The following is a 26,031-nucleotide window of genomic DNA, read 5'->3' as shown; positions in this document are numbered from 1 at the left end:
CAGGTCAGCTTACGCGCACCTTTAGCATTCTTTATTTGTGCTTTAGGGCCGTCTGTCCCGACAATGACGGCCATGGACCTCCTCTTCGCCGCCGTCGGCTGGATCGGCGCCGCCCTGCTGCTGGTCGGGTACGTTCTGGTCACGCAGTCCCGGTTGCCCGGCGACGGCGCGGCGTACCAGCTCATGAACCTCGCCGGCTCGCTCGGGCTCATGGCCAACAGCGCCTACAGCGCCGCCTGGCCGTCGGCCGGCCTCAACCTGATCTGGGCCGGCATCGGCGTCATCGCCCTGGTCAAACTCGTACGCGTAGGAGCGTCCGCATGATCGTCGAACTCAGCCACCGCATCGTGGACGGGATGGTCACCTATCCCGGCATTCCCAGCCCGAAACTGGGGGTGCACCTGAGCCGGGAGGACTCGCGCGAGGTCTACGCGCCCGGCACGGAGTTCCACATCGGCGTGATCACGCTCGCCGCCAACACCGGCACCTACCTCGACACCCCGCACCACCGCTATCCGGACGGGCCCGACCTGTCGCAGGTGCCGGTGAGCAGGCTGGCCGACCTGCCCGGCCTCGTCGTACGGGGCGGCGCGGGCCGCGAGGTGGCGATCGACAAGGGCCTCGACGTACGGGGACGAGCCGTGCTGATCCACACCGGCTGGGATCGCCGCTTCGGCACCGACGCCTACCTCCACGGCCACCCCTACCTGGCGCCCGAGTCGGCGCAGTGGCTGGCCGACCAGGGGGCGGCGCTGGTCGGCATCGACTCGCTGAACATCGACGACACCCCGCCGCACGGCGAGCGGCCCGCCCACACGATCCTGCTGCGGGCGGGCATCCCGCTGGTGGAGCACCTGACGGGCCTGGCGGCGCTGCCCCCGGAGGGCTTCCGCTTCCACGCCGCGCCCCCGATGGTCGCGGGCATGGGAACCTTCCCCGTCAGGGCCTACGCGGTCGTGCCCTAATCGTCGTCGTTATCGGCTTCGTCCCACGCCTTGTTGCGGTCGGCGGCGCGTTGCAGCGCCCCGGCCGCCTCTTGCTCGGAGGCGTAGGGACCCATCCGGTCCTTGTTGGGGCAGCCCTGCTCGGGCTCGACCCGCATGTGCTTGAGACAGAACCACCACTGGCCATCGCTCACGGGGTCAATTCTGCCCCGTAGACTCATGTTTCATGACGACACTGCTCCAGCCCGGCCGAGTTTCGCCCATGCGAAAGGTCCCCGCCCACATCGTGCGGCCGGAGTATGTCGGCAAGAAGCGCCCCAAGACCGGCGAGTCCGACGTGAAGAGCCCCGAGATCATCGAGCGCATGCGGGTGGCCGGCCGGCTCGCCGCCCAGGCGCTCGACGAGGTCGCCAAGCACATCCGGCCGGGCGTCACGACCGACGAGCTCGACAGGGTCGGCCACGAGTTCCTGATCGACAACGGCGCCTACCCGAGCACGCTCGGTTACAAGGGCTACCCCAAGTCGCTGTGCACGTCGATCAACGAGGTCATCTGCCACGGCATCCCCGACGACACCGTGCTCCAGGACGGCGACATCGTCAACGTCGACATCACCGCCTACATCGGCGGCGTGCACGGCGACACCGACGCCACCTACCTGGTGGGCGAGGTCGACGAGGAGTCGCGGCTGCTGGTGGAGCGCACCCGCGAGGCGACCATGCGGGCCATCAAGGCGGTCGCGCCCGGGCGGCAGCTCAACGTGGTGGGCCGGGTCATCGAGGCGTACGCCAAGCGCTTCGGCTACGGCGTCGTCCGCGACTTCACCGGCCACGGGATCGGCACGACCTTCCACTCCGGGCTCATGGTGCCCCACTACGACGACCCGTCGCTGCGGGTGGAGCTGGTGCCGGGGATGACGTTCACGATCGAGCCGATGCTGACGCTGGGCACCATCGAGTACGACATCTGGCCGGACAAGTGGACGGCGGTGACCAAGGACCGCAAGCGCACGGCCCAGTTCGAGCACACGATCGTGGTCACCGAGACGGGCAGCGAGATCCTCACTCTCCCCTGACCCCGTCAGCCGCGTTTGGGCACCACCCCGGTCACCGTCGTGCCCTCGCCGAGCACGCTGTTGACCGACAGGCTCCCGCCGAGCTCCGCGAACGAGGCCCGCATCCTGGCGATCCCGCTTCCCGCCCCCGCGGCGGAAAAGCCATGGCCGTTGTCGCTGACCGTCATCCGGAGCCCGCTCTTGGAGACCGTCACGGCGATGGACACGGTCCGCGCCCGGCTGTGCAGCTCGACGTTGGACAGCGCCTCGTCCATCGTCGCCATGACGGCCCGGGTGACCTGGGACGGCACGTCGGCGGCCGGCAACGCCCAGGTCTCGACGGCGATCCCCGTGCGCTCGGACCATTCGGCCAGATAGCTCTCTAGAGCCTCGGCCAGGCTCTGCCCCCCGCGCATCCGTGTCTCTTCCGACAATGGTCTCGCCTTCCTAGGCACGCCGGGCCTGCGCCGGTCCCCACTCCGGCGCTCCCACCTGGCGGTGCGCGTCCCCCCTCAAGGCCTACGCACGCTGGTCATGGGGTTATGCCCGTCTCCCCTGCGAGACAGGCTACCTGGCGGTACAGAGACTTGTAGTGGGAAGATAGAAGGCCATGGCCGAACGGCTACTCGCCGGAAACCTGCCGCTCACCTTTGTCCGAGCGGTTGAGACGGGCGAGGTAGGCGTTGTAGGAGTCGAGTTCGGAGTCGGTGGCGGAGCGGTCGGCCTTGCGGTCGGTGCGCCGCGCCTGCCGCTCGTCGTCCTGATACCACTGCACGGCGATGGCCAGCAGCACGATCAGCGTCGGGATCTCGCCGAAGCCCCAGGCGATGGCCCCGCCGTCCTGCTGCGTCTGCAGCAGCGAGGGGCCCCAGGCGCGGCCCAGCTGCTCGTACCAGCCGGAGGCGATCACCGTGCCCATCATCATCAGCGCCACCCCGAAGAACGCGTGGAACGGCATGGTGACGAAGAGCATGAGCAGCCGCCCGACGTACGGGAGCCGGTTGGGCGCGGGGTCGACCCCGATGATCACCCAGAAGAACAGGCACCCGCTGAGCAGGAAGTGGAGGGTCATCCAGATGTGCCCGAGATGCTCCTCCATGGCCGACTCGAAGAGCGGCGTGAAGTACAGCGCGTACGTCGAGGCGATGAAGATGGCCGTGGCGACGGCGGGATGCGTGACGACCTTGGTGAACCGGCTGTGCAGGATCGTCGTGATCCACTCCCGCGGGCCCCGGTCGCCCCGCCGGGTGGCGGGCTTGAGGGCGCGCAGGGCCAGCGTGACGGGCCCGCCGAGGACGAGGAAGATCGGCACGACCATGGAGAGCGTCATGTGCTCGATCATGTGGATGTCGAACAGGACCTTGGCGTAGCGGGCCAGCCCGCTCTGCGTGGCGAACACCAGCAGCGCGATCCCGACGTACCAGGAGGCCGTGCGCCCCCACGACCACTTGTCGCCGCGCTTGAGCAACCGGCGCACGCCGAGCGCGTAGAGCCCGGCCAGCACGGCGGCGACCGTGGCGAAGAACAGGTCGAACCACCACAGGGTGAACACGTTGCCGAGCGTGATCTCGGCGGGTAGGGCGAAGCCGAGCAGCTCGAAGGCCCGGTCGGCGGGCACGCTGAACTCGGGCGGCGGCGTGCGCGACAGCGCCACGGCCACTCCGACGGTGGCCAGCATGAGCACCATCTCGCCGCCGGCCAGCCGGGTGAACGCGCGCGGCCTGCCCTTGTCGAGGTCGGCCAGCGTGCGCTGCCGGTGCCAGTAGCCGACGTAGCCGAGCAGCACGAACGCCACGATCTTGACCACGGCGAGCAGGCCGTACTGGGTGGTCCACAGGTCGGACACCGCGCCCAGCCGCGCGACCAGGCTGAACACCCCGGACAGCCCCACCCCGGCGTAGCACCACACGGCCATGTCGGAGAACCGGCGCGCGGCCACCTCGAGCTGCGGCTGCTTGCGGACCGCGTGGAGGGCCAGCACGGCGAGCCCGCCCACCCACAGGGCGAGGGCGAGCAGGTGGAGCGAGACCGCCGATGTGGCGAGGTCGTGGTTGGGCGAGGAGGAGGTGTGGCCGGTGAGCGGCGCGGGCAGCAGCGTCACCAGCGCGAAGACCAGCAGACCCGCCGCGGCCCCCGCGGTGATCGCGCCGCGGGAGAACAGCGCGATCGCCACCCCGAACAGCACCACGAGCGTGAGCGCCACGCCCTGCGTGGTCTGGGTGGCGTAGCTGGTGAGGAAGGTGCGGTCGAGGATCTGGGGAACGGTCCTGCCGATGGACTCCGCGGTGCTGAACACGATGGCGACGAAGGCCGAGCCGGCCCAGGCGAGGGCAGCCCACGAGGCGGCCTTGACGTACTGGGTGGCGGTCCTGCCGAGCACGCCCTTGTCGTTGGGCAGCAGCGCGGCGGCCATGAGCAGCAGGCCGACGGTGGCCACGCCCGCCATGTCCATGAGCAGCTTGGACAGTGGCAGGCCCCAGCGGACGACCGCGCCGGAGTCGGGCAGGCCGGGGATGATCCTGGGGAACGCCCTGCCGCCGGCGATCATGCCGATGACCAGGGCGACGACCGCGGCGGCCGCCCCGGCGAGCGCGAGCCGCGCCGCTTTGCTCATGGCTTCTTCTTCCGCGCGCTGAGCAGGAAACCGATGCCGATGCCGACGAGCGCGCCGATCACGATGATCAACCAGACGGGGAACGTCACCGGCTGCGCGGCCGAAGCCCGATCGGTGGCGGGGTCGGTGGCGGGCGAGCTCTGGGCGGGCTGCGTGGCCGGCGCCGAGGTGGCCGGCGCCGATGCGGCCGGCGCCGCGCTCTCGGAGGCACTGGAGGTCGGGCTGGGGGACGGCGTCTCGGCCCCCTTCACCCGGAACGGGATCTCGCCCTCGATCGGATGCCCGTCGGACGAGACGACCCGGTAGGCGATCGTGTACTTCCCGTCGGGCACGGGCTCCTTGACCGCCTGGGTCACCACCTTGCCGTCCGCCTGCGGCTTGCCGCTCTGCAGCTCGGCGCCGCCGGGGCCGCGCACGATGACGAACGGCAGGCGTACGCCCGCGGTGAACTCGAGCCGCACCTCGTCGAGGGCCTTGATCTCGGCGCCCTCGGCCGGGGAGCTGCTCTTGAGCGCGTCGTGCGCCAGCGCCGGCGCGGCACTGCCCAGCACGAACACGAGTAGGGCGGCGGCAGTCGCGGCGAGCGCCGCGAGCGGGGATCTCTTCATGGCACCCCCAAGGCTACCGACGCCACCGCCCGGTCGGGACTCCGCTACAGCCCCGCGCAGGCCATCGCCCGCTGGTACGCCTCGACGGCCCCGTCCGCGTCGCCCAGCATCTCCATCGTCTCGGCGGCGGCGTACCAGGTGCCGGCCGCGCGCCGCGAGTGGGGCAGGCGGGAGAGCCGCTCCTGCACGGCACGCGCGCTGATCTCGGCCTCCGCGAAGTTCCCCAGAGCCCCTTGGACGCGGCTGACCAGCAGATCGCCCTCCGTGCCGAGCGCGACCACGTTGTCCGGCACAAGCTGGTCCGCGGCCCGGATGTGGACCATCGCCTCGGCGGGCGAGCCCAGGACGATCTCGGCCCTGGCCAGCTCGAGCCGGCACCGGGCCACATCGATCGTGCTTGCCGAGCTCTGGGTCAGTTCTTCCGTGGCTCGCGTCAGGACGTCCCGGGCAGCCGCCGCCTGACCAGGACGCACCCGCAGGAGGAGCTGGCCGTAAGCACCGCGCATACGCGCGAGGTTGCGTGGTGCGCCGTTCTCGGACTGCACCGCGAGGGCCCGCTCCGCGAAGGCGAGCGCCTCCTCACCGTGTCCGATGCTCTCCGCCACCACTGACGCGTTCCAATTGGCGGCGACGATCGACCGGGGGGTGCCGAGTGTGTCGGCGGCGTTGAGCAGTTCGGCGGCGAACTGCTTCGCCCTGAGCATGTCGCCGCGGAAGAGATAGGCGGACAGAAGCGTGGCGCCCAGCTCGACGAGGTGGTCCGTCCAGGTGGGGCGGGCGTGGCTGCGCAGGATCTGCTCTCCCACCTCCACCGCCTCCGTGAGCCTTTCGCTGTCGCGGTAGACGCGGCAGAGGGCGATTGCGAGCTCGACCGCACGCTCCGGCGTGGTCTCCTCGCTGCGCAGCCGGGTGAGAATGGCGCTCGCCTCGCGCAGGTCGCCGCCCGCTTCCGTCGCCAGGGCCAGGCCGAATTCCGTATCTTGACGAAGCTTGGTGAGACCTGTCAGGTTGTTGTCCGTCAATAGCTCAGCGAAGCGGGTTCTGGCCTCGGAGACCTCGCCGTTCTCCAGGGCGAGCCGCGCGTAGCCCAGCGCCAGCTCGATGTCCTCCATCTGCTCGGCCGTAACCCCGTTGACCAGATAGGAGAGGGAACAGTCGAGCTTCTGAGCCAGCAGCTCCAGCACAGCGGGTGTCGGCGTGCGCTTGCCGCTCTCGATGAGGGAGACGTAGCTGTCCGACAACTCCGGGTGCGCGAGCTGCGCCTGAGAGAGGCCACGCTGACGCCTGACTGTCTTGATTCGGAGTCCGACCATGTCAGATGTGGTCACTGCTACCGCTCCCTGAGATTATTGCGTCCGAGCAACACGAATAGGCGAGGGAGATACCCCGATGCGCACACGTACTGCACTGTCCGTACTTGCTGCCGTGATTGTGGCCCTAGCGGCCTCCGGAAGCAATGCTACGGCGGCATGGGCCGATCCGTCTCGGCCTGTACGGGTAATGTCCGACGTGATCACCTGCTGCTGAGCGGCCCGAATACACGATCCACTCGTCTGGGTGGCCCCATAGCCTGAGCGCAAGGACAAGCCGACGCGGTCCGCCATTCCTGCCGGCCAGCTCCTCGATCCAGCGGATTCGGTAACGGACCGTGTTCACGTGCACGTGCACCCGCCTCGCGCAAGCATTCCACGTGCCGACACAGTCGAGGAAGCCGCGGCCGAGCGTGCGCACCAGCTCCGGCTGGTGCCTGCGCTCGCAGTCGATCGACGGCGACGGCAGCCGGCTCGCGAACGAGCGGCGCACACCGCCTGACGGGGTGACCAACAGTCGCACAATTCGTCGATCTGGACTGTAGCGGCGCCGTCTACATTTCATCTCTCATCCGCCACGCGATCTTTACTATGCTGCCTTCTCCGCGGGAATCCGGGCCATCGAGGAGGCGGCTTGAGCGAAGGAATCTTCATCCGCCTTCTCGGCGAGGTGACCGCCGAGTTCCGCCGTCAGGGCGCCGAAGAGCCCATCGACCTCGGACCTGCCAGGCAGCGGACCGCCCTGTCGATCCTGGCCGCGGTGGCCCCGCGCCCCGTCCCCATGGATCAGTTGGTCGCCGGCGTCTGGGGGGAGAACGCCCCGCGCAACGCCGAGCAGAGCGTCTACACCTACGTCGCCGGCCTGCGCCGCGCCTTCGAGCCCGATCGCGGGCGGCGCGAGCCGTCGCGGGTGCTGGCGGGAACGCCGGCCGGCTACGTCCTGCACGTGGAGCCCGCCCAGGTGGACGCGCTGCTGTTCGCCGAGGGGATCGAGGAGGCCAGGCGGGTCCAGCGCGCGGGAGACGACCCCCAGGCCGTGCGCCGCCTCGACGAAGCCCTGGGGATGTGGCGCGGCACCGCGCTGAGCGGGCTGTCCGGCCCGTTCGCGGAGGCGGAGCGCGATCGCCTGGAGCAGCTCCGGCTCGCCGCCCTGGAGCTGCGCGCGGACAGTCTGCTGCGCCTGGGCCGCCACCGGGACATCGTCGAAGAGCTGGGGGACCTCACCCGCCGGAACCCGCTGCGCGAGCGGGCCCGCGAGCTGCTCATGACGGCCCTGTTCCGCTCGGGCAACCCGGCCGAGGCGCTGAAGGTCTACGAGGAGGGCAGGGTCCTGCTCGCCGAGGAGCTCGGGCTGTCACCGGGTGAGGGCTTACGCCGGTGCTATGAGATGGTGCTGCGCGCCGACGCGGCGCCCGCCCCGAGCACGCCGGCGCCCCATGAGACACCGCACCAGTTGCCCCGCCCGCTGGCGGAGTTCGTGGGCAGGTCCGCGGCGGCCGGGTGGCTGGCGGAGCGGCTCGCGCCGCGGGCTGAGAACTCGCCAAGCCCATTGGTGATCATCACCGGGCCGCCGGGCGTCGGCAAGTCGGCGCTCGCCGCCCACGTCGCCCACCTGGCCAAGGACCGCTTCCCCGACGGACAGCTCTACGTCAACTGCCGGGGTGCCACGCCCGAACTGCCCGCGCTCACCCCGCTCGACGTGCTCGGCCGGTTCCTGCGGGCGCTCGGCGTGCCGCCCAACGCCGTGCCCGCCGACCTGGACGAGGCGGCGGCCGCGTGGCGCAGCCGCCTGCACGACCGGCGGGTGCTGGTCCTGCTGGACGACGCCGCCGACCTCGCGCAGATCCGGTCGCTGATGTCGGCCTCGCTCGGCAACACGCTGCTCGTGACCAGCCGAGAGACCATGAGCTGGGGCGAGGACGCCGTTCAGCTGGAGCTCGCCAGGATGTCGCAGGCGGAGTCGGCCACGGTGCTGGCCAACCTGGCCGGCGCGAGCCGGATCTCGGCCGACGCGGGCGAGACGGCCAGGCTCGTCCGGCTGTGTGACGGTCTCCCGCTGGCGTTGCGCATCGCGGGAGCGCGCCTGGCCGACCGTCCTGACTGGAGCGTGTCCACGCTGGCCGCCCGCCTGAGCGACGAGCGAACCCGGCTGCACGAGCTGGCGGCCGGCGACCTGGCGGTCCGCTCCAGCCTGGCCGGGAGCCACACCGCGCTCGAACGCGGCTCGCGCCCCGTGGACCGGCTGGCCGCGCGCACGCTGGCGCTGCTGGGGCTCCTGCACGTGCCCGAGGTGACCGCGGAGGCCGCGGGCGCGCTGGCCGGCACCGCCTCCGGCCAGGCGGAGTCGGCCCTGGAGCGGCTGGTGGACGCCCACCTGCTCGATCGCGCCGGCCCCGGCCGCTACCAGTTGCACGATCTCGTCCGCCTCTTCGCCGGCGAACTGCGTCCCGGCGACTCACGCGAGGCGCTGATCCGCGCGCTGTCGTACTACGCCGCCTCCACCCGTCTGGCCAGCCACGTCAGCGACCCGCACCGCACGCAGCTGGCGGCCCCGGTCGACGCGCTCCCGCACGAGATCAACACTGCGGAGGAGGCGCGGGCATGGCTGCGCGAGGAGGAGCCCATCCTGTCGGCCGCGGCCGTGCAGGCGCTGAACTCCCCTGACGGCACGATCGCCCGGCTGGGTGTCAACCTCGCGTTCGGCCTCCTCTGGCACCAGAGTCGCGCCTACCACATGGCGGAGATGAAGGAGCTGAACACGCTGGCGTTGCGGGTGAGCGAGCGCCTCGGGGACGCGGCCGGCGCCCTGCTCGCACACGGCCACATCGCCCTCGCCCTGCAAATGACGGGATACACGGATGAGGCCTTCGTGCACCTACGGTCCCAGCTGGAGCTCGCCCGGCGGCTCGGCGACGCCTTCACCGAGATGCGTACGCTGGGCAACCTGGCCAACAACTACAACTCGGGGGAACGTTACGAGGAGGCACTGTCGTGGGCGGAGCTCCAGCTCGCACGGGCCAGGAGCATCGACGCGAGCGTGGGGGTCAGGTACGCGCTGATGATGATTGGGGACTCCCACGTGGGGGCGGGACGTCCGGAGAAGGCGCGCGAGGCGCTGTATGAGGCGCTGGCCGACGCCGAGGAGGCAGGGGACTCCAGCTTCGAGGGGCAGATCCGGCTCACGCTCGGCGAGGCCCACCTCGACCTGGAGGACCCGGAGCAGGCTCTGCCGCACCTTCTCCGCGCTCTTGAGCTGATCTCGGCGAGTGGTTACCGAATCGGGAGGGTGCGTTGCCTGATCGGGCTGTCGCGGGCGTACCGGATGCTCAAGGATCCCGGCCGGGCCCTTTCCTACGTCGACGATGCCGTGGCCGGCGGTGGCGGGCTCGGCCACGCCCGCTGGGAGCGGCGGCTGAGGGAGGAGCGGGCGGCCGTGGCCGAGGCGCGCGCGGCTATCGAGGCGGGCCCGTGTCCCTGAGGGCCAGGAAGAAGTCCACGCGGTCGGCCATCGTCGACAGGTTCCTGCCGGTCAGCTCCTCGATCCTGCGGATCCGGTAGCGGACCGTGTTCACGTGCACGTGGAGCCGCTCCGCGCAGGCGTTCCACGAGCCGGAGCAGTCGAGGAAGATCCCGAGCGTGCGCACCAGCTCGGACTGGTGACGCCGGTCGTAGTCGAGCAGCGGCGACAGCAGCCGGGCCGTGAACGAGCGGCGCACGTCCCCCGGCACCGTGGCCAGCAGCAGCGCGTGCGTGTAGATCTCGTCGCTGGTCACCACGCCCCCGGCGCGGGCCTCGGCCAGGCGCCTGGCGTGCCCGGCCTCCTCCACGCCTCCCTTGACGGCGGCGGCCCCGGTCAGCGCGCCGCTCACGCCGACGCACAGGCGGGTGTCGGGCAGGGCGGCCAGCACCTCGGCCCCGGCGCGCAGCCGGTCGGCCAGCTCTGCGGTGGTGCGCTCGCGCAGCGGCACCACGGCGACCGCGCCGTCCGCCCCCGCCGCCGCGACGACCTCGCGGCCGAGCAGTTCCTCCACGACCTGGCCGCCGAGCGCGGCGGGGTCGGGGCCGCGGGTGGCGCCCGGCCTGGGCGCGGTGGCGTTCACGACGGCGTACGGCTCCGCCGCGTCGATCCCGCAGGTCCGCAGCCTGGCGTTGAGCTCGGCCGCGTCGGACTCGGCCAGCGCGGCCACGAGAAGCTGCTCGGTCAGGCGGCGCTCGACCCGGCGGCCCTCCTCCACGCGGCTGCGTTCGAGGCCGACGCAGGACGCCAGCTCGTAGCCCAGGTCGGCGCGTCCCATCAGGTCGCCGTCGCAGGCCAGCGCCCAGCCTGCGGCCCGGTGGCCACGCCCGACCGCGAAGATCGTGTGGTCGCCGACGCGCGCGGGCAGCCGCGGCGCGGTCAGATACGCCTTCGCCAGCCGTACGGGATCCGCGGCCGCGCCCACGATCACCTCGCCCGACGCGGACAGCACGGCGCCGGTGACGCCCAGCTCGGCGGCGGTCAGCTCGAACAGCTCGCGCAGGTCCACGCCCTCGGCGATGGCCGCGACCAGCCTGCGGTGGCGGCCGAGCGCGTCGCGCACGTCGCCCGCCAGCCGCGGCACGACCAGCTCAGCCAGCGTCCGGAACGACACCTCCGTCGGCACGTCGACCAGCGGCAGGCCGGCGGCCTCGCACGCGGCCACCAGGTCGTCGGGGACGTGCCCCAGCCACGCCTGCCCCGCGCCCAGCGCGGCGACCCCGGCCTCCACCAGCGCCGCCACGAACTCGGCCGAATCGCCCGGCTCGTGCCACCACATCAGCCCCGACAGCACCAGCTCGCCGCCGCCCAGGTAGCGCCCCGGCTCGGGCAGGTCGGTGATGTGCACGGCGTGGAACTCGCGGGAGGGGTCGCCGGCGAGCAGGGTCAGGCGCAGTTCCTCGATGGCCAGCAGGTCAGAGATGCGCACTTGGAGGAATATACAAGGCTTTGAGGCCAACCGCTGACCGGGATTTCACGCGACGCGCATATTATGCGGCCCGGCGGCGGTGCTCTACTCGGAAGATGACGGAGACCGCGTACCCGACCACCGTTCCCGGCACCCGGGAGGGGGCCAGAGAGGGAGTCGGCCAGAGCGCGCGGCGGCCCGATGCGACGCTGAAGGTGACCGGCGAGTTCGCCTATGCCTCCGACCTGTGGCTGGACGGCATGGTGTGGGGCGCGACGCTGCGCAGCCCGCACCCGTCGGCCTGGATCCGCTCGATCGACGTGGGGCCCGCGCTGAAGATCCCGGGCGTGCTGACCGTGCTGACGCACGAGGACGTGCCGGGCGAGAAGTTCTACGGCCTCGACCACAAGGACCAGCCGGTGCTGGCCATCGACCAGGTCCGCTACCAGGGCGAGCCGGTGGCGGTGGTGGCCGCCGACCACCCCGAGACCGCGCGCAGGGCGGCCGCGGCCATCGTGGTCGAGTACGAGGTCCGCGAGGCCGTGACCGACCCCCGCGCGGCCCGGCGTTTCGTGCGGCACCAGCCGGTACGGCGGGGCGACACGTTCGAGGCCGAGGTCGTGGTCACCGGGGAGTACGAGGTCGGCATGCAGGACCAGGCCTTCCTCGGCCCCGAGTCCGGCCTGGCGGTCCCCGCCGAGGACGGCGGCGTCGACCTCTACATCGCCACCCAGTGGCTGCACGTGGACCGCGACCAGCTCGCCCCCTGCCTCGGCCTGCCCCCGGACAAGGTGCGCCTGACGCTGTCGGGCGTCGGCGGCGCGTTCGGCGCCCGCGAGGACCTGTCGATGCAGGTGCACGCCTGCATGCTGGCGCTGCGGCTGAACCGGCCCGTGAAGATCGTGTACGGCCGGGAGGAGTCGTTCTTCGGCCACGTGCACCGCCATCCGGCCCGGATGCGCTACGAGCACGGCGCGACGCGCGACGGCAAGCTGGTCTACGTCAAGGCCGACATCCTGCTGGACGGCGGCGCGTACTGCTCCTCCTCCCCCGCCGTGGTCGGCAACGCCGCCTCGCTCGGCGTGGGCCCGTACGAGGTGGAGAACGTCCAGGTCGACGCCACCGGCGTCTACACCAACAACCCGCCCTGCGGCGCGATGCGCGGCTTCGGCGCGGTCCAGGCGTGCTACGCGTACGAGTCACAGATGGACCGGCTGGCCGAGGCGTGCGGCCTGTCGCCCGTGGAGATCCGCGTGCGCAACGCCGTCTCCCAGGGCTCCCATCTCATCACCGGCCAGGTGATCGACTCCCCGGCCCCGCTCGCGGAGATGCTGCGCGACCTGGAGGCGATGCCGCTGCCCCCCGCGGCGCCCGAGGACCTGCGGTCGATGCCCGGCGGCGTCTCGCAGACCACGCACGGCGAGTCCGTGCGCCGCGGCGTCGGCTACGGCGTCGGCATCAAGAACATCTGCTTCTCCGAGGGCTTCGACGACTTCTCCACGGCCAGGGTGCGCGCCGAGCTGTTGGGCGGCGAGCCGCACGTCACCGTGCACACGGCCGCCGCCGAGGTCGGCCAGGGCCTGGTGACGCTCCAGGCCCAGATCGCCCGCACCGAGCTGGGCATCGCGAACGTGACCGTGGCCACCGCCGACACCTCCGTCGGCTCGGCCGGCTCGTCGTCGGCCTCGCGCCAGTCGTACGTGACCGGCGGGGCGGTGCGGGCCGCCTGCGAGGCGGTGCGCGAGCGGTTCGGCGGGCTGCCGCCGGAGGAGGCCCTGGAGAAGTTCGGGCCGATCGAGGAGACGCGCGAGTACCGGCACCGCCCCACGTACCCGATGGACCCGATCACCGGGCAGGGCGACTCCCACACCCAGCTCGCCCTGTGCGTGCACCGGGCCGTCGTGGACGTGGACGTGGAGCTGGGCCTGGTCAAGGTGGTCGAGCTGGCGGCCGTCCAGGACGTCGGCCGTGTCCTGAACCCCCAGGCGCTCGAAGGCCAGATCCAGGGCGGGTCCGCGCAGGGGCTCGGGCTGGCGCTCATGGAGGAGATCCAGATCCGCGACGGCCGGGTGCTGAACCCGTCGTTCACGGACTACCTCATCCCTACCATCCTCGACATGCCGCCGATGCAAATGAAGATCCTGGAAAATCCGGATCCAGCGGCGCCGTACGGGCTGCGCGGCGCCGGCGAGCCTCCGACGCTGTCCTCCACCCCCGCCGTCGCCGCCGCGGTGCGCGCGGCGACCGGGCTGCGGTTGACTCGGGTTCCGATCAGGCCGGAAGATATCGCGTTGTTTGATAGCGGATCGACTATGGGGGTAACCGATGGCAAGCGCTCGTGAAGCGGCCGAGGCGGAGTTCAGGCGCTTCGACACCGACGGCGACGGCCTGCTGACCGCCGACGAGATCCGCCGGGCCAACGAGGCGCTGGGCGGGCAGGGCGCGTCCGAGAGCGAGATCGAGGCGTTCATCACGTCGGCCGACGACGACGGCGACGGGACGATCGGGCTCGAGGAGTTCATGGGACTCGTGGGTCACGGGCGCCACGAGAAGGCGTGATCTCGTCACCTGCCGGGTAGCAATGCGCCATCCCCCTTGATCATTCGAAGGGGGATGGCGGGTGCTCGGCCGATTCTTCGAGCTCACCGGGCGAGGCACGACCGTCGGCCGCGAGGTGCGTGGCGGGATCACCACTTTCGTGGCCATGGCCTACATCATCCTGCTCAACCCGATCATCCTGGCCGGCGCCGAGGACGTCACGGGCGCCCGGCTCTCCATCGCCCAGCTGACCACCTCCACCGCGCTGGCGGCGGCCGTCTCCACGCTGCTGATGGCCTTCATCGGCAACGCCCCCTTCGGCCTGGCCGCCGGGCTCGGCCTCAACGCGGTGGTGGCCTACCAGGCCGCCCCGCACATGACGTGGGCCCAGGCCATGGGCCTGGTGGTGCTGGAGGGCTTCGTCATCATCGTGCTGGCCGTGACGGGCCTGCGCGCGCTGATCATGAACGCCATCCCGCTCCCGCTCAAACATGCCATCAGCGTGGGCATCGGGCTGTTCATCGCCCTGATCGGCCTGGTGGACGCCGGGTTCGTGACGCGGGGCACCGGCACGCCCGTGCAGCTCGGCACCACGGGGCACCTCACGGGCTGGCCGGTCGTGGTGTTCTGCTTCGGCCTGCTCCTGATGATCGCCCTGTTCGTCCGCAGGACCCCGGCCGCGATCCTGATCAGCATCATCGTGACGGCGGCCCTGGCGGTCCTGGTCAACTCGGTCGCCAGGGTCCCGCCCGGGTCGTGGGGCGTGGTGACGCCGCGCGTGCCCGAGCGCCTGATCGCGGCGCCGGACTTCGGGCTGGTGGGCGCGTTCGACCTGTTCGGCGGGTTCGCCAGGGCGGGGGCGCTGACGGCGGCGGTGGTGCTGTTCACGCTGGTGCTGTCGGGGTTCTTCGACGCGATGGGCACGATCATCGGCGTGAGCGACGAGGCCGGGCTGGTGGACGAGCGGGGCCAGGTGCCCCGGCTGGGCCGGGTCCTGACCGTGGACGGCGTGGCGGGCATGGTGGGCGGCTCGATGAGCGCCTCGGCGAACACCGTCTTCGTCGAGTCCGCCGCCGGCGTCGGCGAGGGCGCGCGGACCGGCCTGGCCAGCGTGGTGACGGGGGCGCTGCTGGGGCTGACGCTGCTGTTCACGCCGCTGGCCACGGTGGTGCCCGCCGCGGCCGCCGCGCCCGCGCTGGTGCTGGTCGGGGCGCTGATGATGACGCAGAGCAGGAACGTGCCCTGGGAGGACCTGGACGTGGCCGTGCCGGCGTTCCTGACGATCGCGTTCATGCCGTTCACGTACTCGATCACGAACGGGGTGGGCGCCGGCGTGATCGCCTACACCCTCGTCAAGGCCGCCAGGGGGCGCTTCTCCGAGATCCCGTGGCTGCTCTGGATCGTCTCGCTGATCTTCCTGGCCTTCTTCGCGATCGACTGGCTGGAGGAGCTGTTCGGTTAGCGGATGTCGCCGCTGTTGCAGGCCACGCCGTTGCCGTCGGTGTCCACGTACCAGGAGTATTCCTCGTGGGTGCCCTTGAAGTAGGGGCCGTCGCCGGCGGCGACGGCCTCCTTGCAGCTGGCGTAGCGCTTGTCGGGGGTGCGGCGGGGGCCCGAGGCGGGGCTCGTGCCGGCCGGGTTGGTGGTGCCGGGGTTCGTGGTGCCGGGGTTGCCGCTGCCGGGGTTCGTGGCGCCCGGGTCGGGCGTGGTGCCGGGGTTGGGGTTCTGCTGGGCCGGAGGGGTCTGCGGCGGGGTGCCGCCGGGCTGCTGCGGCTGCGTGGCCGGGCCCGTGGGCTGCGTGGACGCGCCCGGCGTGGCGCCCAGCAGGCGGGTCACCAGCGCGTCGGCCTCCTCCTTCTCGAAGCCCGCGATGCTCATGCTGTCGCCGTCCATGTACTGGGTGACGATGGGCGCGGCCACCACGACCTTGGGCGCGTCGGGCTGCGCGGGCGCCAGCACGATGGCCAACTGCCGCTGCTCGGGCACCAGCTCGTCGATGAGCTGCACGAGGCGCTCCTTGAAGCGCGGGGCGATCGCGATGCGCACGGAGTATTGGCCGTCCTTCTCGCGCACCGGCTCGATCCGCTGCACGGAGTCGACGGTGACGCCGTCCTCCAGGAGATAGCAGTTCTTCTGCTCCGCGTCGAGCACGGCCTCCGCGCCGGGGCACGGCGCCGCCTTGGTCTCCCGGACGGGGGCGAAGTGGACGGGCACGGCCAGCTGCTGCATCGGCGCGGCGCCTAACAGCGGCGTGTCGGGGTTCTTGGTCATCAGGACGGCGATCGAGCCGACCACGCCCGCGACCAGCACCACGAGCACGAGCGAGACGATCAGCAAGATGGTGGTGGCCTTGCTGGCCCTCGGCTCCCCCGGGTCCGCGGGTGGCGGCTCTTCCGGCTTGTCCATCTCTATGGCGATCCCATCCTGACGTTCGGACTGCCGGTGAGCCTACCGAGGTACCGCGGCACCCGGGTAATCAGCCCGATATTCGTCGCCTATTCGGGGGAGAGAGGAGGAATGGAGGTCTAAGCGCACCAGAGCGAGAAGAGTTCGCCCATGAAAGTCGGTGTTCCGAAAGAGCTCAAGAACAGCGAATATCGGGTGGCCCTTACCCCGGCCGGAGTGCACGAGTTCGCGCGTCACGGCCATCGGGTCTTCGTGGAAGAGGGGGCGGGCGTCGGCTCCTCGATCCCCGACGACGACTTCGCCGCGGCCGGGGCCGTCATGGTCCCGGACGCCGACGAGGTCTGGGCGGCCGCCGACATGATCATGAAGGTGAAGGAGCCGGTGCCGGAGGAGTACCACCGGCTGCGCAAGGGGCAGGTGCTGTTCACGTACCTGCATCTGGCCGCCTCCAGGTCCTGCACACAGGCCCTGCTCGACTCGGGCTGCACCGCCGTCGCCTACGAGACCGTCCAGACCGCGAACGGGGCGCTGCCCCTGCTCGCGCCCATGTCCGAGGTGGCGGGCCGGCTGGCGCCACAGGTGGGCGCGTACCACCTGATGCGCTCGGGAGGCGGCAGGGGCGTGCTGATGGGCGGCGTCTCCGGCGTGCGCGCGGCGCAGGTCGTGGTCATCGGGGCCGGCGTGTCCGGCATGAACGCCGCCGCCATCGCCCTCGGGATGCAGGCCGAGGTGCTGCTGCTGGACAACAACATCGACAAGCTGCGCCAGGCCGACCTGATCTACCAGGGCCACTGCCAGACCGTCGCCTCCAACATGCTGGAGATCGAGCAGGCGGTGACGGAGGCCGACCTGGTCATCGGCGCGGTGCTGGTGCCCGGCGCCAAGGCGCCGACGCTGGTGAGCAACGCCCAGGTGAGCCGCATGAAGCCGGGCTCGGTGCTGGTGGACATCGCGATCGACCAGGGCGGCTGCTTCGAGGACTCCCGGCCGACCACGCACGAGCGGCCCACGTACCGGGTGCACGACTCGATCTTCTACTGCGTGGCCAACATGCCGGGCGCGGTGCCGCACACCTCGACGTTCGCGCTGACGAACGTGACGCTCCCGTACGCGCTGGCCATCGCCGGCCTGGGCTGGAAGCGGGCGATGCGCGAGGACCCGGCGCTCGCGCTGGGCCTGAGCACCCACGACGGCCACCTGACCAGCCGCCCGGTGGCCGAGGCGCACGGCCTGGAGTGGACGGCCCTCGAACACGTCCTTTCGTGAGCCTTCTGTCCATCACATCCGACGCGAGTTACGCTAAGTAGCAATAGACTACTTAGCGTAATCAATCGGAGTCATGATGGCGAAGCTGAGCAGCTTCCGCGAGAGCGCGGAGCGCAACTTCCAGGACCTGGACGCCGACGGCGACGGCTTCCTGACCAGATACGACTACCTGGCGCTGGCCCAGCGGCGCCTGGAGCTGACCGGCGTGCGCGCCGACTCGCCCGAGGCCGAGGCCGTCGTCAACGCGTTCCTGAACGCCTGGGACACCCACGCCCGGGCCCTCGACACCGACCGCGACGGGCGGATCAGCAAGGAGGAGTACGTCAAGTCCTTCGAGTCGCTGGTACGCACGGGCGCGCTCGAAGCGGTGCTCGCGCCGATCACCCGGGCCACCTTCGCCGTCGCCGACCGCGACAAGGACGGGTGGATCACCATGGAGGATTTCCGCACCGTCTGGAACCGCGCGGACACCGACCTCGCCGCGGCCTTCTCCCGCGTGGACGCCGACGGCGACGGCCGTATCTCGTTCGAGGAGTACGCCCGCGCCCGCCAGGGCCTGCTCATCGACGGGGTCTGACGCCCCCGGCCGGAGAGCGGGCTGCGGGCCGCCGAAGGGGCCATATGCCCGCCCCTCCGGCGTACCGCCGCTTCTCGCGTCCGGCTACTTCTGCGACTGGGTGGGCGCCGGGGAGATGGTCTCCATCGGCGGCTGCTGCTCGTTGCCCTTCGGCTCCGGCGGCAGCGGCGCCTGGTCGGCCGTCGTCGTGATGGCGTCCTGGCCGCCGCACGTCGCACCGGGCTCCGGCGTGTCCTTACCGTTCTGGAACTTCTTGATGAACGCCGCCAGCTTCGGGTCGGCCGCGTCGTTCAGCTTGAGCTGGTGCCCCCACGACGACACGACCACCGGCGCGGGCAGGTTGGGGTACGGGCTGACCAGCATGTAGTCCTGCTGCCCCGTGGACGTCGCCACTTCCTTCAGCTTGTCGATCTGCGCCTTGGGCAGGTCGGGCCGGTAGGTGATCCAGGCGGCCCCGTGCTCCAGGGAGTGCACGGCGTGCTCGTTGTGGATGGGCTTGTCGTAGATCGAGCACGCCTGCCAGTAGTTGTTGTGCTGACCGCCGACCGGCGGGTTCTCCTTGTACGTGACCGCGTTCCACACGTGCTGCCCGGCCTCGTACTTGTAATTGGACACAGCGTCCAGCGAGGTCTCCTGGGCCTGCTTGACCAGGTAGAAGCCGACCACACCGACGAGCACCACGATGATCAGGCCGCCCGATCCCCACATGAGCAGCGCGGCGCGGCGTTGTTTGCGCTGCTGCTCGGCCCGCATCTTCGCAAGATGCTCGCGCCTCGCCTGCGCCTTCTCCTTCGTCATCGTTCCTCCATCGGCGTGCCAACTCCGGTCACCCTATTGCCTCCCGGGGTATGCGGAGAATAAGGCGCTCATAAGCGTCCGATCACGACGCCTTGGGTGGGTACGCTGGACGCGCCATGGAAAAACCCGTGAGGAAACCCATCCTGATCGTCTGCGGCGTGCTCGTGCTCGCCCTGGCCGCATTCTTCCTGTTCGGCCGCGACGGCACGCCCGGCGACACCTCGCCCGAGGCCGGATTCGCCCGTGACATGGCCGCGCACCACGCCCAGGCCGTGGACATGGCGTTCATCATCCGGGACAAGGGCCCGGCCAAGGAGATCAGAAACCTGGCCTTCGACATCATCAACACCCAGGCCAACCAGCGCGGCATGTTCCTGGGCTGGCTGCAGCAGTGGGGTCTCGACCAGGCGACCGACCAGCGGCCGATGGCCTGGATGAGCGGCCACGGCCACTCCGGCGCCGCCACGGCGACGCCCGGCACCATGCCCGGCATGGCCACGCCGCAGGAGCTGACCCAGCTCAAGCAGGCGCAGGGCACGCAGGCCGAGGTGCTGTTCCTGCAGCTGATGATCCGTCACCACGAGGGCGGCGTGCAGATGTCCGAGGGGCTGCTGAAGCTGTCCACGCGGGCCGAGGTCGTCAGCATGGCGCAGAAGATCGTCCAGGGGCAGAGCGGGGAGATCAAGCTCATGACGGAGCTGCTCCAGCAGCGGAGCGCGCAGCCCCTCCCGTCGATCCTCAAGCCCCAGTAAGGCCGTGGACGCCGACGCGATCGTGGTCGGCTCCGGGCCCAACGGGCTCGTCGCCGCCGTCACGCTGGCCCGCGCCGGGCGCAGGGTGCTGCTGCTGGAGGCCGCCGACCGGTTCGGCGGCGGGCTGCGTTCCGGGGAGCTGACGCTGCCGGGGCGGGTGCACGACCTGTGCGCGACGGTGATGGCGATGGCCGTGGCGTCTCCCGCGTTCCGGGCGCTGGAGCTGCCGGGCGTGGAGTTCGTCCATGCCCCGGTGCCCGTGGCCCATCCGCTCGACGACCGTCCCGCCGTACTCGTGCATCGCGACGCCCACCGCACCGCCCAGGGCCTGGGACGCGACGCGGGCGCGTGGCTGGCGACCGTGGGGGCGGCGGCCCGCGCCGGGTTCCCGCTGGTGGACCTGCTCCTCAAGCCCCTCGGCCCGTGGCGGGCCACGGCGGCGGGGGCTCACTCGGACGGGAAAGAGTTCGGCCCGCATGGGGCAGGGCCGGGTTGGCCGGGGGCGGCGCCGCGCGCGTTGGCGCAGGCGGCCGGGCTCGGGATCGCGGCGGCCGGGTTCGGGATGGCCGCGGCTCTGCCCGCGACGACGTTCGCCCGGCGGGCGTTCAGGACCGTGGAGAGCCGGGCGCTCATCGCGGGCATGGCCGCGCACTCCGTACGGGACCTGCGCGCGCCGATCACCGCCGGATACGGGCTGATGCTGGCCTCCCTGGCCCACCTGGTGGGCTGGCCGCTGGTGCGGGGCGGGTCACAGGTGCTGGCCGACGCCCTGGTGGCCGAGCTCAGGTCGCTGGGCGGGGAGGCGGTCACCGGCCACCGCGTGCGCCGGCTGTCCGAGCTGTCCGCGCCGACGGTGGTGCTGGACGTGTCGCCCCGGCAGTTCCTCACGATGGCGGACCTCCCGGCGGGCTACCGGCGGCGGCTCGCCCGCTTCCGGTACGGCCCCGGCGTCTTCAAGATGGACTGGGCCCTCGACGGGCCGGTGCCGTGGCGGGACCCGGCGGTGGCGGACGCGGGCACCGTGCATCTGGGCGGGACGCTGGAGGAGATCACGCTGAGCGAGGCGGAGACGACCGCCGGCCGGCACTCGCCCCGGCCGTACGTGCTGGCGGTCCAGCCGTACGCGGCGGACCCGACGAGGGGCGGGCACACGTTCTGGGCGTACTGCCATGTGCCCAGCGGTTCGACCGTGGACATGACGGACGCCATCGAGACCCAGATCGAGCGGTACGCGCCCGGCTTCCGCGACCGCGTCCTGGCCCGCCACGTCATGGGCCCCGCCGCCCTGGAGGCCGCCAACCCGAACCTGGTGGGAGGCGATGTCACCGGCGGCGTCACCAGCCTCGTCCAGTTCCTCCGCCGCCCCGTCTGGTCCCCTGCGCCGTGGCGCACCCCGTTGCCGGGTGTCTTCCTGTGCTCCGCCTCCACCCCACCGGGCCCGTCGGTCCACGGGATGGGCGGCTGGCAAGCGGCCCGCCTGGCCCTGAAGCTCGACCCCGACAAGCCCTGACGAGCGACTGGGCTTGGCAACGGGGCGGTGCGCGACGGGCTGGGCACCGTACACATTGCGCCGAACACGCCCGCACCACACCCCGCCGCACCGGCGCTCAAGAGCGGACGCGCCGTGCGGCGGCAGCGCTCGCGGTGGAAAGCGCCACTCCGGAAAGCGCCGCAGGGTCGCCACACGCGCGACGACGCCCAACCAACCCCCGACCGGGGGCCGGGCGGGCGGTGGTGTCAGGGGTGGGTGGTGTGGATTTCCTCGGACAGCGCGGCGGCGAAGGCGTCCACGTCGGCCTCCGTCGTGTCGAAGGCGCACATCCACCGCACCTCCCCCGTCGCCTCGTTCCACGTGTAGAACCGGAACCGCTTCGCCAGCCGCTCCGTCACGTCCCGGGGCAGGATCGCGAAGACGGCGTTCGCCTCCACCGGGCGCGACAGCCGCACCCCGGGGATGCCGCCGACCGCCTCGGCCAGGCGCCGGCCCATGGCGTTGGCCTGGCGGGCGTTGCGCAGCCACAGGTCCCCTGACAGCAGCGCCTCGAACTGCGCCGACACGAAGCGCATCTTGGACGACAACTGCATGAACGTCTTGCGGATGTAGTCGATCCCGCTGGCGGCGGCGGGGTTGAGGACGACGATCGCCTCCCCGTACAGCAGCCCGATCTTGGTGCCGCCGAAGGAGAGCACGTCCACCCCCGCGTCCGTCGTGAGGGCGCGCAGCGGGACGTCGAGGGCGGCGGCGGCGTTGGTGAGGCGGGAGCCGTCGAGGTGGACGAGCAGCCCCAGGTCATGGGCGTGCGAGCAGATCGCCGCGATCTCCTCGACGGTGTAGAGGGTGCCCAGCTCGGTGGTGTTGGAGATGGACACCACGCGCGGCTGCGCCCGGTGCACGTCGCCGAACCCCCACGCCTGCCGGTCGATCAGCTCCGGCGTGAGCTTGCCGTCGGGCGTGGGCACGGTGAGCAGCTTGATGCCGCCCGCCACCTCGGGCGCGCCGCCCTCGTCGGTGTTGATGTGGGCGCTTTCCGCGCAGATGACCGCCTCCCAGTGGGCGGTCATCGAACGGAGGGAGACGACGTTCGCGGCCGTGCCGTTGAAGACCGGCCAGACCTGCGCCTGGTCGCCGAAGTGCCGCTTGAAGACCTCTCCAATGGCCTCGGTGTAGACGTCTTCGCCGTAGGCGATCTGGTGGCCGCCGTTGGCGTCGGCGATGGCCTGGAGGATCTCGGGGTGCACCCCGGCGTAGTTGTCGCTGGCGAACGCCTTGAGCCGGGGGTCGTGCCGGGAAGTCACGCAGTAAGGTCCAATCGGGTGCCGTTGATCTCGGCGGCGGGGCGGTCGTAGAGGCCGCCGATCGCCTTCGCGAGATCGTGTACGTCGGTGAAGCCGGAGAACTTCGCGTCGGGCTTCTCGGCCCGCATGGCGTCGTTCACCAGTGCCTTGACCACCAGGATGGTGGCGGCGTTGCCGGTGCCGGAGAAGGCGTCGGCGAGGGAGAGCGTCCACGCCTCCGCCGCCGCCTTGGCCGCCGCGTAGGCGGCGCCTCCGGCGGAGGGCCGCTCGGCCGCCTTGGCCGAGACGATCACGAACCGGCCGTTGTCGCTGTGCCGCAGCAGCGGCTCGAAGGCCAGCGACACGTGCTGGAGCGTGCGGATCAGCAGGTCGTGCAGGAGGTCCCAGTCGTCGAGGCTGGTCTCGGCGAAGGAGCCGGAGCCGCGCCAGCCACCGACCAGGTGCACCACCCCGTCCACGCGGCCGTGCTCGCGCTCGATCCGGTCCGCCAGGCCCTGTACGGCGACGCGGTCGAGCAGGTCGACGTGCTCCTTGTCGACCCCGATCACCGTGTGACCATTTTCCCGGAAATATCCGGACACGGCCTCACCCGTCGGCCCCCCGGCACCCGTAACCAGAATGATCATGCGCGCAGTCCCTTAGTCGATTCGACCACTTCGGTCAGCTTACGGCGCAGTGCCTCGTAGAACATGCTCAGCGGGAACTCGTCCGCCAGCACCGCGTCCACCTTGGCCTTCTGCTCCTCCGGCAGCGCCTGGACGCCCTTGGCCCAGACGGAGCCGGGATGCGGCGCCACGTACGCGCCCACCAACTCGTACGCCGCCAGCCAGTGCGCCAGCTTGGACCGGTCGATGCTGTCGCGATACAGCTTCTCGACCTCGCCCCGCAGATCGGCGACCCCGTCGGCGACCCGATCCCAGTCGATCGTGAGCCGGTTGTCCGTCCAGCGCACGATGTCGTTGCGGTGCAGGTACGCGAAGAGCAGCTGCCCGCCGAGCCCGTCGTAGTTCCGCACCCGCTCCCCGGTGATCGGGAACCTGAACAGCCGGTCGAACAGGATCGCCACCTGCACGTACCGCGCGTGCGGCACCCCCTGGGCCTCCAGCTTGACGGCCTCGCCGAACGCGGTCAGGTCGCAGCGCAGCTCCTCCAGCGAGTACAGCCAGTACGGCATCCGCTGCTTGATCATGAACGGGTCGAACGGCAGGTCGCCGTGGCTGTGGGTGCGGTCGTGGACCAGGTCCCAGAGCACGAACGTGTCCTGCGCGAGCCGCTGCGAGGCCAGCAGCCTGGCCGCGTCCGGCGGCAGGTCGAGCTTGAGCGTCTCGGCGGCGGCCCGCGACACCCGCCTGAACCTGGCGGCCTCGCGGTCGGCGAAGATCCCGCCCCAGGTGAAGCGCGCCGGGGTCTGACGCACCGCCACCGTCTCGGGGAACAGCACGGCGGAGTGGGTGTCGTAGCCGGAGGTGAAGTCCTCGAACGCGATCGGCACGAACATCGGGTTGTCGTAGCCGCCCGCCTCCAGCGCGGCCAGCCAGTCCGGCCAGATCGTCCGGATCCAGACGGCCTCCAGGTTGCGGCCGGGGTTGCCGTTCTGGGTGTACATGGGGAACACCACGACGTGCTCCAGCCCGTCCTCGCGCTGGGTGTCGGGGTGGAAGAGGTCGAGCGAGTCGAGGAAGTCGGGGACGCCGAGGTCCTGGTAGGCCCACTTCGCCAGGTCGTCCCGGACTGCCTGGAGGTACGCGGCGTCATGCAGGAAATATGGCGATATTTCGCCCAGACGCGCCCCGATCTCGGCCACCAGCGCCTTCGCCCGCTCTTTATCCTCCGGCACCGAGCCGTCCTTGACCTGGAGCGGCCGCAGCTCCTCGACGGCCGCCTTGAGCCGGGCGAACAGGGCCGCCTTGGCCTCGTCGCGCGCCCCGGCGGCGCCGTCGGCGTCGGGGACGCGGGCGGCCCAGGTGATCACGTTCCCCCAGAGGCGGCGGTGGTCGTAGTCCTCGATGGAGTCGTCGCCGAAGAGGTCGGAGTCGGCGAACGCGATCACGCGCCCCTTGCCGTACCGGACGGCGGCGGCCAGCGGCGCGCCCGCCGGGTCGGCGGTCGGCGAGGTCGCGAACAGCACCTCGCCCTCGCCCTCGACGGTGAGGACGCCGGTGCGGTAGAAGCAGGCCGCGCGGACCCCGGCGACCAGGCCGGAGGCGGTGGCGGGCTCGGCGAGCACCCAGGTGGCCACGTCCCGGTGGGCGTGCCTCGGGTCGCGCACGGTGGCGTGCGTCACGCCCACCCCGAACCGCCCGAGCAGCTCACGCAGGTTGTTGCCGTACTTGTCCTGCTCCTCCTCGGCCAGCACCACCAGCCCGCCGCCGGCGGCGACGAAGGACTCGATCGCGTCCAGCTCGGCCGCGGCGAAGAGGGGGCTGCCCTGCCCGATGGTACGTTCCCACCGCTCCCCCGACGGGTGCGCGATCACCAGGACGTCCTGCTCGGCCAGCGCCTCGGGCGTGAGCGCGCCGGACGTGTGGACGCCGACCGTGTGACCCAGGTGCCGCAGCAGCCCGGCCGCGCGGGCGTAGCTGTTGTCGTCGGGATGGGCTGGATTGATGGCCTCGGCCACCTCGCGCCGGACGGTCCATGACTCGCTGTGAGCCTCGTCGAACAGCACCCGAGGGAACGCTTGCATGAAATATCTCCTGTTTCTACCGCCTTCTGACGAAAAATATACACAAGACATGGTGTGCCCCACCAAACCCTCAGGCGGAGCCCGGCCGGACCACTCCGGTCTCGTACGCGAACACCACGGCCTGCGCCCGATCGCGCAAGCCCAGCTTCATCAGCACCCGCGCCACGTGGGTCTTGACCGTGGCCTCCCCCACGTACAGCTCCCCGGCGATCTCCGCGTTGGTGAGGCCGCGCGCCAGCAGCCGCAGCACCTCCAGCTCGCGCGGCGTCAGGTCGGCCAGCCGGGGCGAGGGCGTCGGCTCGGCCCGGCCCGCGAACGTGGCGATCACCCGGCGCGTCACGGCCGGGTCGAGCAGCGCGTCACCGGAGTGCACCACCTTGATCGCCTCCAGGAGCTGCTCCGGCGGCGACACCTTCAGCAGGAACCCGCTGGTCCCGGCGCGCAGGGCGGCGTAGAGGTTCTCGTCGGTGTCGAACGTGGTCAGCGTGATGACCTTGGGCGGCGACGGGTCGCCGAGCAGCTCCTCGGCCGCGGCCAGCCCGTCGAGCCGGGGCATCGAGATGTCCATGAGCACGATGTCCGGCCGAGTACGCCTGGCCACGGCGACGGCCTCGCGCCCGTCGGACGCCTCGCCGACCACCTCCATGCCGGGGTCGCTGTCGACGACCATGCGCAGCCCGGCCCTGACCATCGCCTGGTCGTCGGCGATGACTATGCGAATGCTCACAAGCCGGAGGGTAGACGCCGGGCCCCCTCC

General features: G+C 71.4%; 24 protein-coding genes. 11 read left to right on the top strand and 13 right to left on the bottom strand.

Features of this window, described 5'->3' with window-relative positions; all coding sequences use genetic code 11:
* The first annotated feature begins 72 nt into the window (after positions 1-72).
* Positions 73-324 carry a hypothetical protein gene (locus ABZS69_RS44530; protein WP_355383700.1) on the top strand — a complete coding sequence of 84 codons (252 nt, stop codon included), beginning with the start codon at positions 73-75 and terminating at the stop codon, positions 322-324.
* Positions 321-965 (top strand): cyclase family protein, encoded by a 645-nt coding sequence (locus ABZS69_RS44525; RefSeq protein ID WP_355383697.1) that lies wholly within the window; start codon positions 321-323, stop codon positions 963-965. Before ABZS69_RS44530 ends, ABZS69_RS44525 begins: the two co-directional genes overlap by 4 nt.
* Here the strand turns inward: ABZS69_RS44525 and ABZS69_RS44520 are convergent.
* On the bottom strand, positions 962-1,138 hold the full coding sequence (locus ABZS69_RS44520) for a hypothetical protein (protein WP_355383694.1): 177 nt from the start codon (positions 1,136-1,138) through the stop codon (positions 962-964). The two genes, ABZS69_RS44525 and ABZS69_RS44520, sit on opposite strands and share 4 nt — an antisense overlap.
* Positions 1,139-1,170: 32 nt before the next feature.
* Here ABZS69_RS44520 and map point away from each other — a divergent pair, with 32 nt between their 5' ends.
* Positions 1,171-2,019 (top strand): type I methionyl aminopeptidase, encoded by an 849-nt coding sequence (gene map / locus ABZS69_RS44515; RefSeq protein ID WP_355383692.1) that lies wholly within the window; start codon positions 1,171-1,173, stop codon positions 2,017-2,019.
* A 5-nt stretch (positions 2,020-2,024) separates the two neighbouring features.
* Here the strand turns inward: map and ABZS69_RS44510 are convergent, their stop codons facing one another.
* The 5 genes from ABZS69_RS44510 to ABZS69_RS44490 all read right to left on the bottom strand — a co-directional run bounded on the left by ABZS69_RS44510 (position 2,025) and on the right by ABZS69_RS44490 (position 7,095).
* On the bottom strand, positions 2,025-2,414 hold the full coding sequence (locus ABZS69_RS44510) for an ATP-binding protein (RefSeq protein ID WP_355383689.1): 390 nt from the start codon (positions 2,412-2,414) through the stop codon (positions 2,025-2,027).
* Between the two features lie 206 nt (positions 2,415-2,620).
* Complete coding sequence (locus tag ABZS69_RS44505) at positions 2,621-4,612, bottom strand: cytochrome c oxidase assembly protein (RefSeq protein WP_355383686.1); 1,992 nt, start codon at positions 4,610-4,612, stop codon at positions 2,621-2,623.
* Entirely contained in the window at positions 4,609-5,220 is a 612-nt protein-coding gene (locus ABZS69_RS44500; protein WP_355383683.1) for a copper resistance CopC family protein, read from the bottom strand. Before ABZS69_RS44500 ends, ABZS69_RS44505 begins: the two co-directional genes overlap by 4 nt.
* 44 nt (positions 5,221-5,264) lie before the next feature.
* The gene (locus ABZS69_RS44495; protein WP_355383680.1) at positions 5,265-6,548 is read right to left on the bottom strand and encodes a helix-turn-helix transcriptional regulator; all 1,284 of its coding nucleotides are present in this window, start codon (positions 6,546-6,548) and stop codon (positions 5,265-5,267) included.
* 109 nt (positions 6,549-6,657) lie between these two features.
* Positions 6,658-7,095, bottom strand: coding sequence for a helix-turn-helix domain-containing protein (locus ABZS69_RS44490; RefSeq protein ID WP_355383677.1), 438 nt, complete (start codon positions 7,093-7,095; stop codon positions 6,658-6,660).
* Between the two features lie 69 nt (positions 7,096-7,164).
* Between ABZS69_RS44490 and ABZS69_RS44485 the strand changes: the two genes are divergently transcribed.
* The gene (locus ABZS69_RS44485) at positions 7,165-10,008 is read left to right on the top strand and encodes a BTAD domain-containing putative transcriptional regulator (RefSeq protein ID WP_355383674.1); all 2,844 of its coding nucleotides are present in this window, start codon (positions 7,165-7,167) and stop codon (positions 10,006-10,008) included.
* Here the strand turns inward: ABZS69_RS44485 and ABZS69_RS44480 are convergent.
* Entirely contained in the window at positions 9,983-11,476 is a 1,494-nt protein-coding gene (locus ABZS69_RS44480) for a helix-turn-helix domain-containing protein (RefSeq protein WP_355383671.1), read from the bottom strand. The two genes, ABZS69_RS44485 and ABZS69_RS44480, sit on opposite strands and share 26 nt — an antisense overlap.
* Before the next feature lie 95 nt (positions 11,477-11,571).
* On the opposite strand from ABZS69_RS44480, the gene ABZS69_RS44475 reads away from it, so the two are divergent.
* From ABZS69_RS44475 to ABZS69_RS44465, 3 genes are all read left to right on the top strand, one after another.
* Positions 11,572-13,797 (top strand): molybdopterin cofactor-binding domain-containing protein, encoded by a 2,226-nt coding sequence (locus ABZS69_RS44475; protein WP_355383668.1) that lies wholly within the window; start codon positions 11,572-11,574, stop codon positions 13,795-13,797.
* Entirely contained in the window at positions 13,781-14,014 is a 234-nt protein-coding gene (locus ABZS69_RS44470; RefSeq protein ID WP_355383665.1) for an EF-hand domain-containing protein, read from the top strand. The genes ABZS69_RS44475 and ABZS69_RS44470 overlap by 17 nt, the downstream gene beginning before the upstream one ends.
* Before the next feature lie 61 nt (positions 14,015-14,075).
* A complete protein-coding gene (locus ABZS69_RS44465) occupies positions 14,076-15,455 on the top strand; it encodes an NCS2 family permease (RefSeq protein WP_355383662.1) in 1,380 nt (459 codons plus the stop codon).
* Here the strand turns inward: ABZS69_RS44465 and ABZS69_RS44460 are convergent.
* Entirely contained in the window at positions 15,452-16,399 is a 948-nt protein-coding gene (locus ABZS69_RS44460) for an excalibur calcium-binding domain-containing protein (RefSeq protein WP_355383659.1), read from the bottom strand. The genes ABZS69_RS44465 and ABZS69_RS44460 overlap by 4 nt on opposite strands.
* Positions 16,400-16,549: 150 nt before the next feature.
* On the opposite strand from ABZS69_RS44460, the gene ald reads away from it, so the two are divergent.
* The gene (ald, locus tag ABZS69_RS44455; protein ID WP_355383656.1) at positions 16,550-17,665 is read left to right on the top strand and encodes an alanine dehydrogenase; all 1,116 of its coding nucleotides are present in this window, start codon (positions 16,550-16,552) and stop codon (positions 17,663-17,665) included.
* Positions 17,666-17,738: 73 nt separating this feature from the next.
* Positions 17,739-18,242 (top strand): EF-hand domain-containing protein, encoded by a 504-nt coding sequence (locus ABZS69_RS44450; RefSeq protein WP_355383653.1) that lies wholly within the window; start codon positions 17,739-17,741, stop codon positions 18,240-18,242.
* 84 nt (positions 18,243-18,326) lie between these two features.
* Here the strand turns inward: ABZS69_RS44450 and ABZS69_RS44445 are convergent, their stop codons facing one another.
* Positions 18,327-19,040, bottom strand: a complete 714-nt coding sequence (locus ABZS69_RS44445; protein ID WP_355383650.1) for a DUF3105 domain-containing protein — start codon at positions 19,038-19,040, stop codon at positions 18,327-18,329.
* Positions 19,041-19,168: 128 nt separating this feature from the next.
* Here ABZS69_RS44445 and ABZS69_RS44440 point away from each other — a divergent pair, with 128 nt between their 5' ends.
* Positions 19,169-19,792, top strand: coding sequence for a DUF305 domain-containing protein (locus ABZS69_RS44440; RefSeq protein WP_355383647.1), 624 nt, complete (start codon positions 19,169-19,171; stop codon positions 19,790-19,792).
* 4 nt (positions 19,793-19,796) lie between these two features.
* Complete coding sequence (locus ABZS69_RS44435; protein WP_355383644.1) at positions 19,797-21,302, top strand: NAD(P)/FAD-dependent oxidoreductase; 1,506 nt, start codon at positions 19,797-19,799, stop codon at positions 21,300-21,302.
* A gap of 227 nt (positions 21,303-21,529) precedes the next feature.
* Here the strand turns inward: ABZS69_RS44435 and ABZS69_RS44430 are convergent, their stop codons facing one another.
* From ABZS69_RS44430 to ABZS69_RS44415, 4 genes are all read right to left on the bottom strand, one after another.
* The gene (locus ABZS69_RS44430) at positions 21,530-22,588 is read right to left on the bottom strand and encodes a low specificity L-threonine aldolase (RefSeq protein WP_355383641.1); all 1,059 of its coding nucleotides are present in this window, start codon (positions 22,586-22,588) and stop codon (positions 21,530-21,532) included.
* Positions 22,585-23,214 carry an SDR family NAD(P)-dependent oxidoreductase gene (locus tag ABZS69_RS44425; protein WP_355383638.1) on the bottom strand — a complete coding sequence of 210 codons (630 nt, stop codon included), beginning with the start codon at positions 23,212-23,214 and terminating at the stop codon, positions 22,585-22,587. The genes ABZS69_RS44430 and ABZS69_RS44425 overlap by 4 nt, the downstream gene beginning before the upstream one ends.
* The gene (locus ABZS69_RS44420) at positions 23,211-25,274 is read right to left on the bottom strand and encodes a DUF6421 family protein (protein WP_355383635.1); all 2,064 of its coding nucleotides are present in this window, start codon (positions 25,272-25,274) and stop codon (positions 23,211-23,213) included. The genes ABZS69_RS44425 and ABZS69_RS44420 overlap by 4 nt, the downstream gene beginning before the upstream one ends.
* A 70-nt stretch (positions 25,275-25,344) precedes the next feature.
* Positions 25,345-26,001 carry a response regulator transcription factor gene (locus tag ABZS69_RS44415; protein WP_355383632.1) on the bottom strand — a complete coding sequence of 219 codons (657 nt, stop codon included), beginning with the start codon at positions 25,999-26,001 and terminating at the stop codon, positions 25,345-25,347.
* Positions 26,002-26,031: the final 30 nt, after the last annotated feature.

Source organism: Nonomuraea sp. NPDC005650, from assembly GCF_040605375.1.
Classification (GTDB): Bacteria; Actinomycetota; Actinomycetes; order Streptosporangiales; family Streptosporangiaceae; genus Nonomuraea.
The sequence above is the reverse complement of the archived record's forward strand: the minus strand, read 5'-3'. Positions and strand labels throughout refer to the sequence as shown.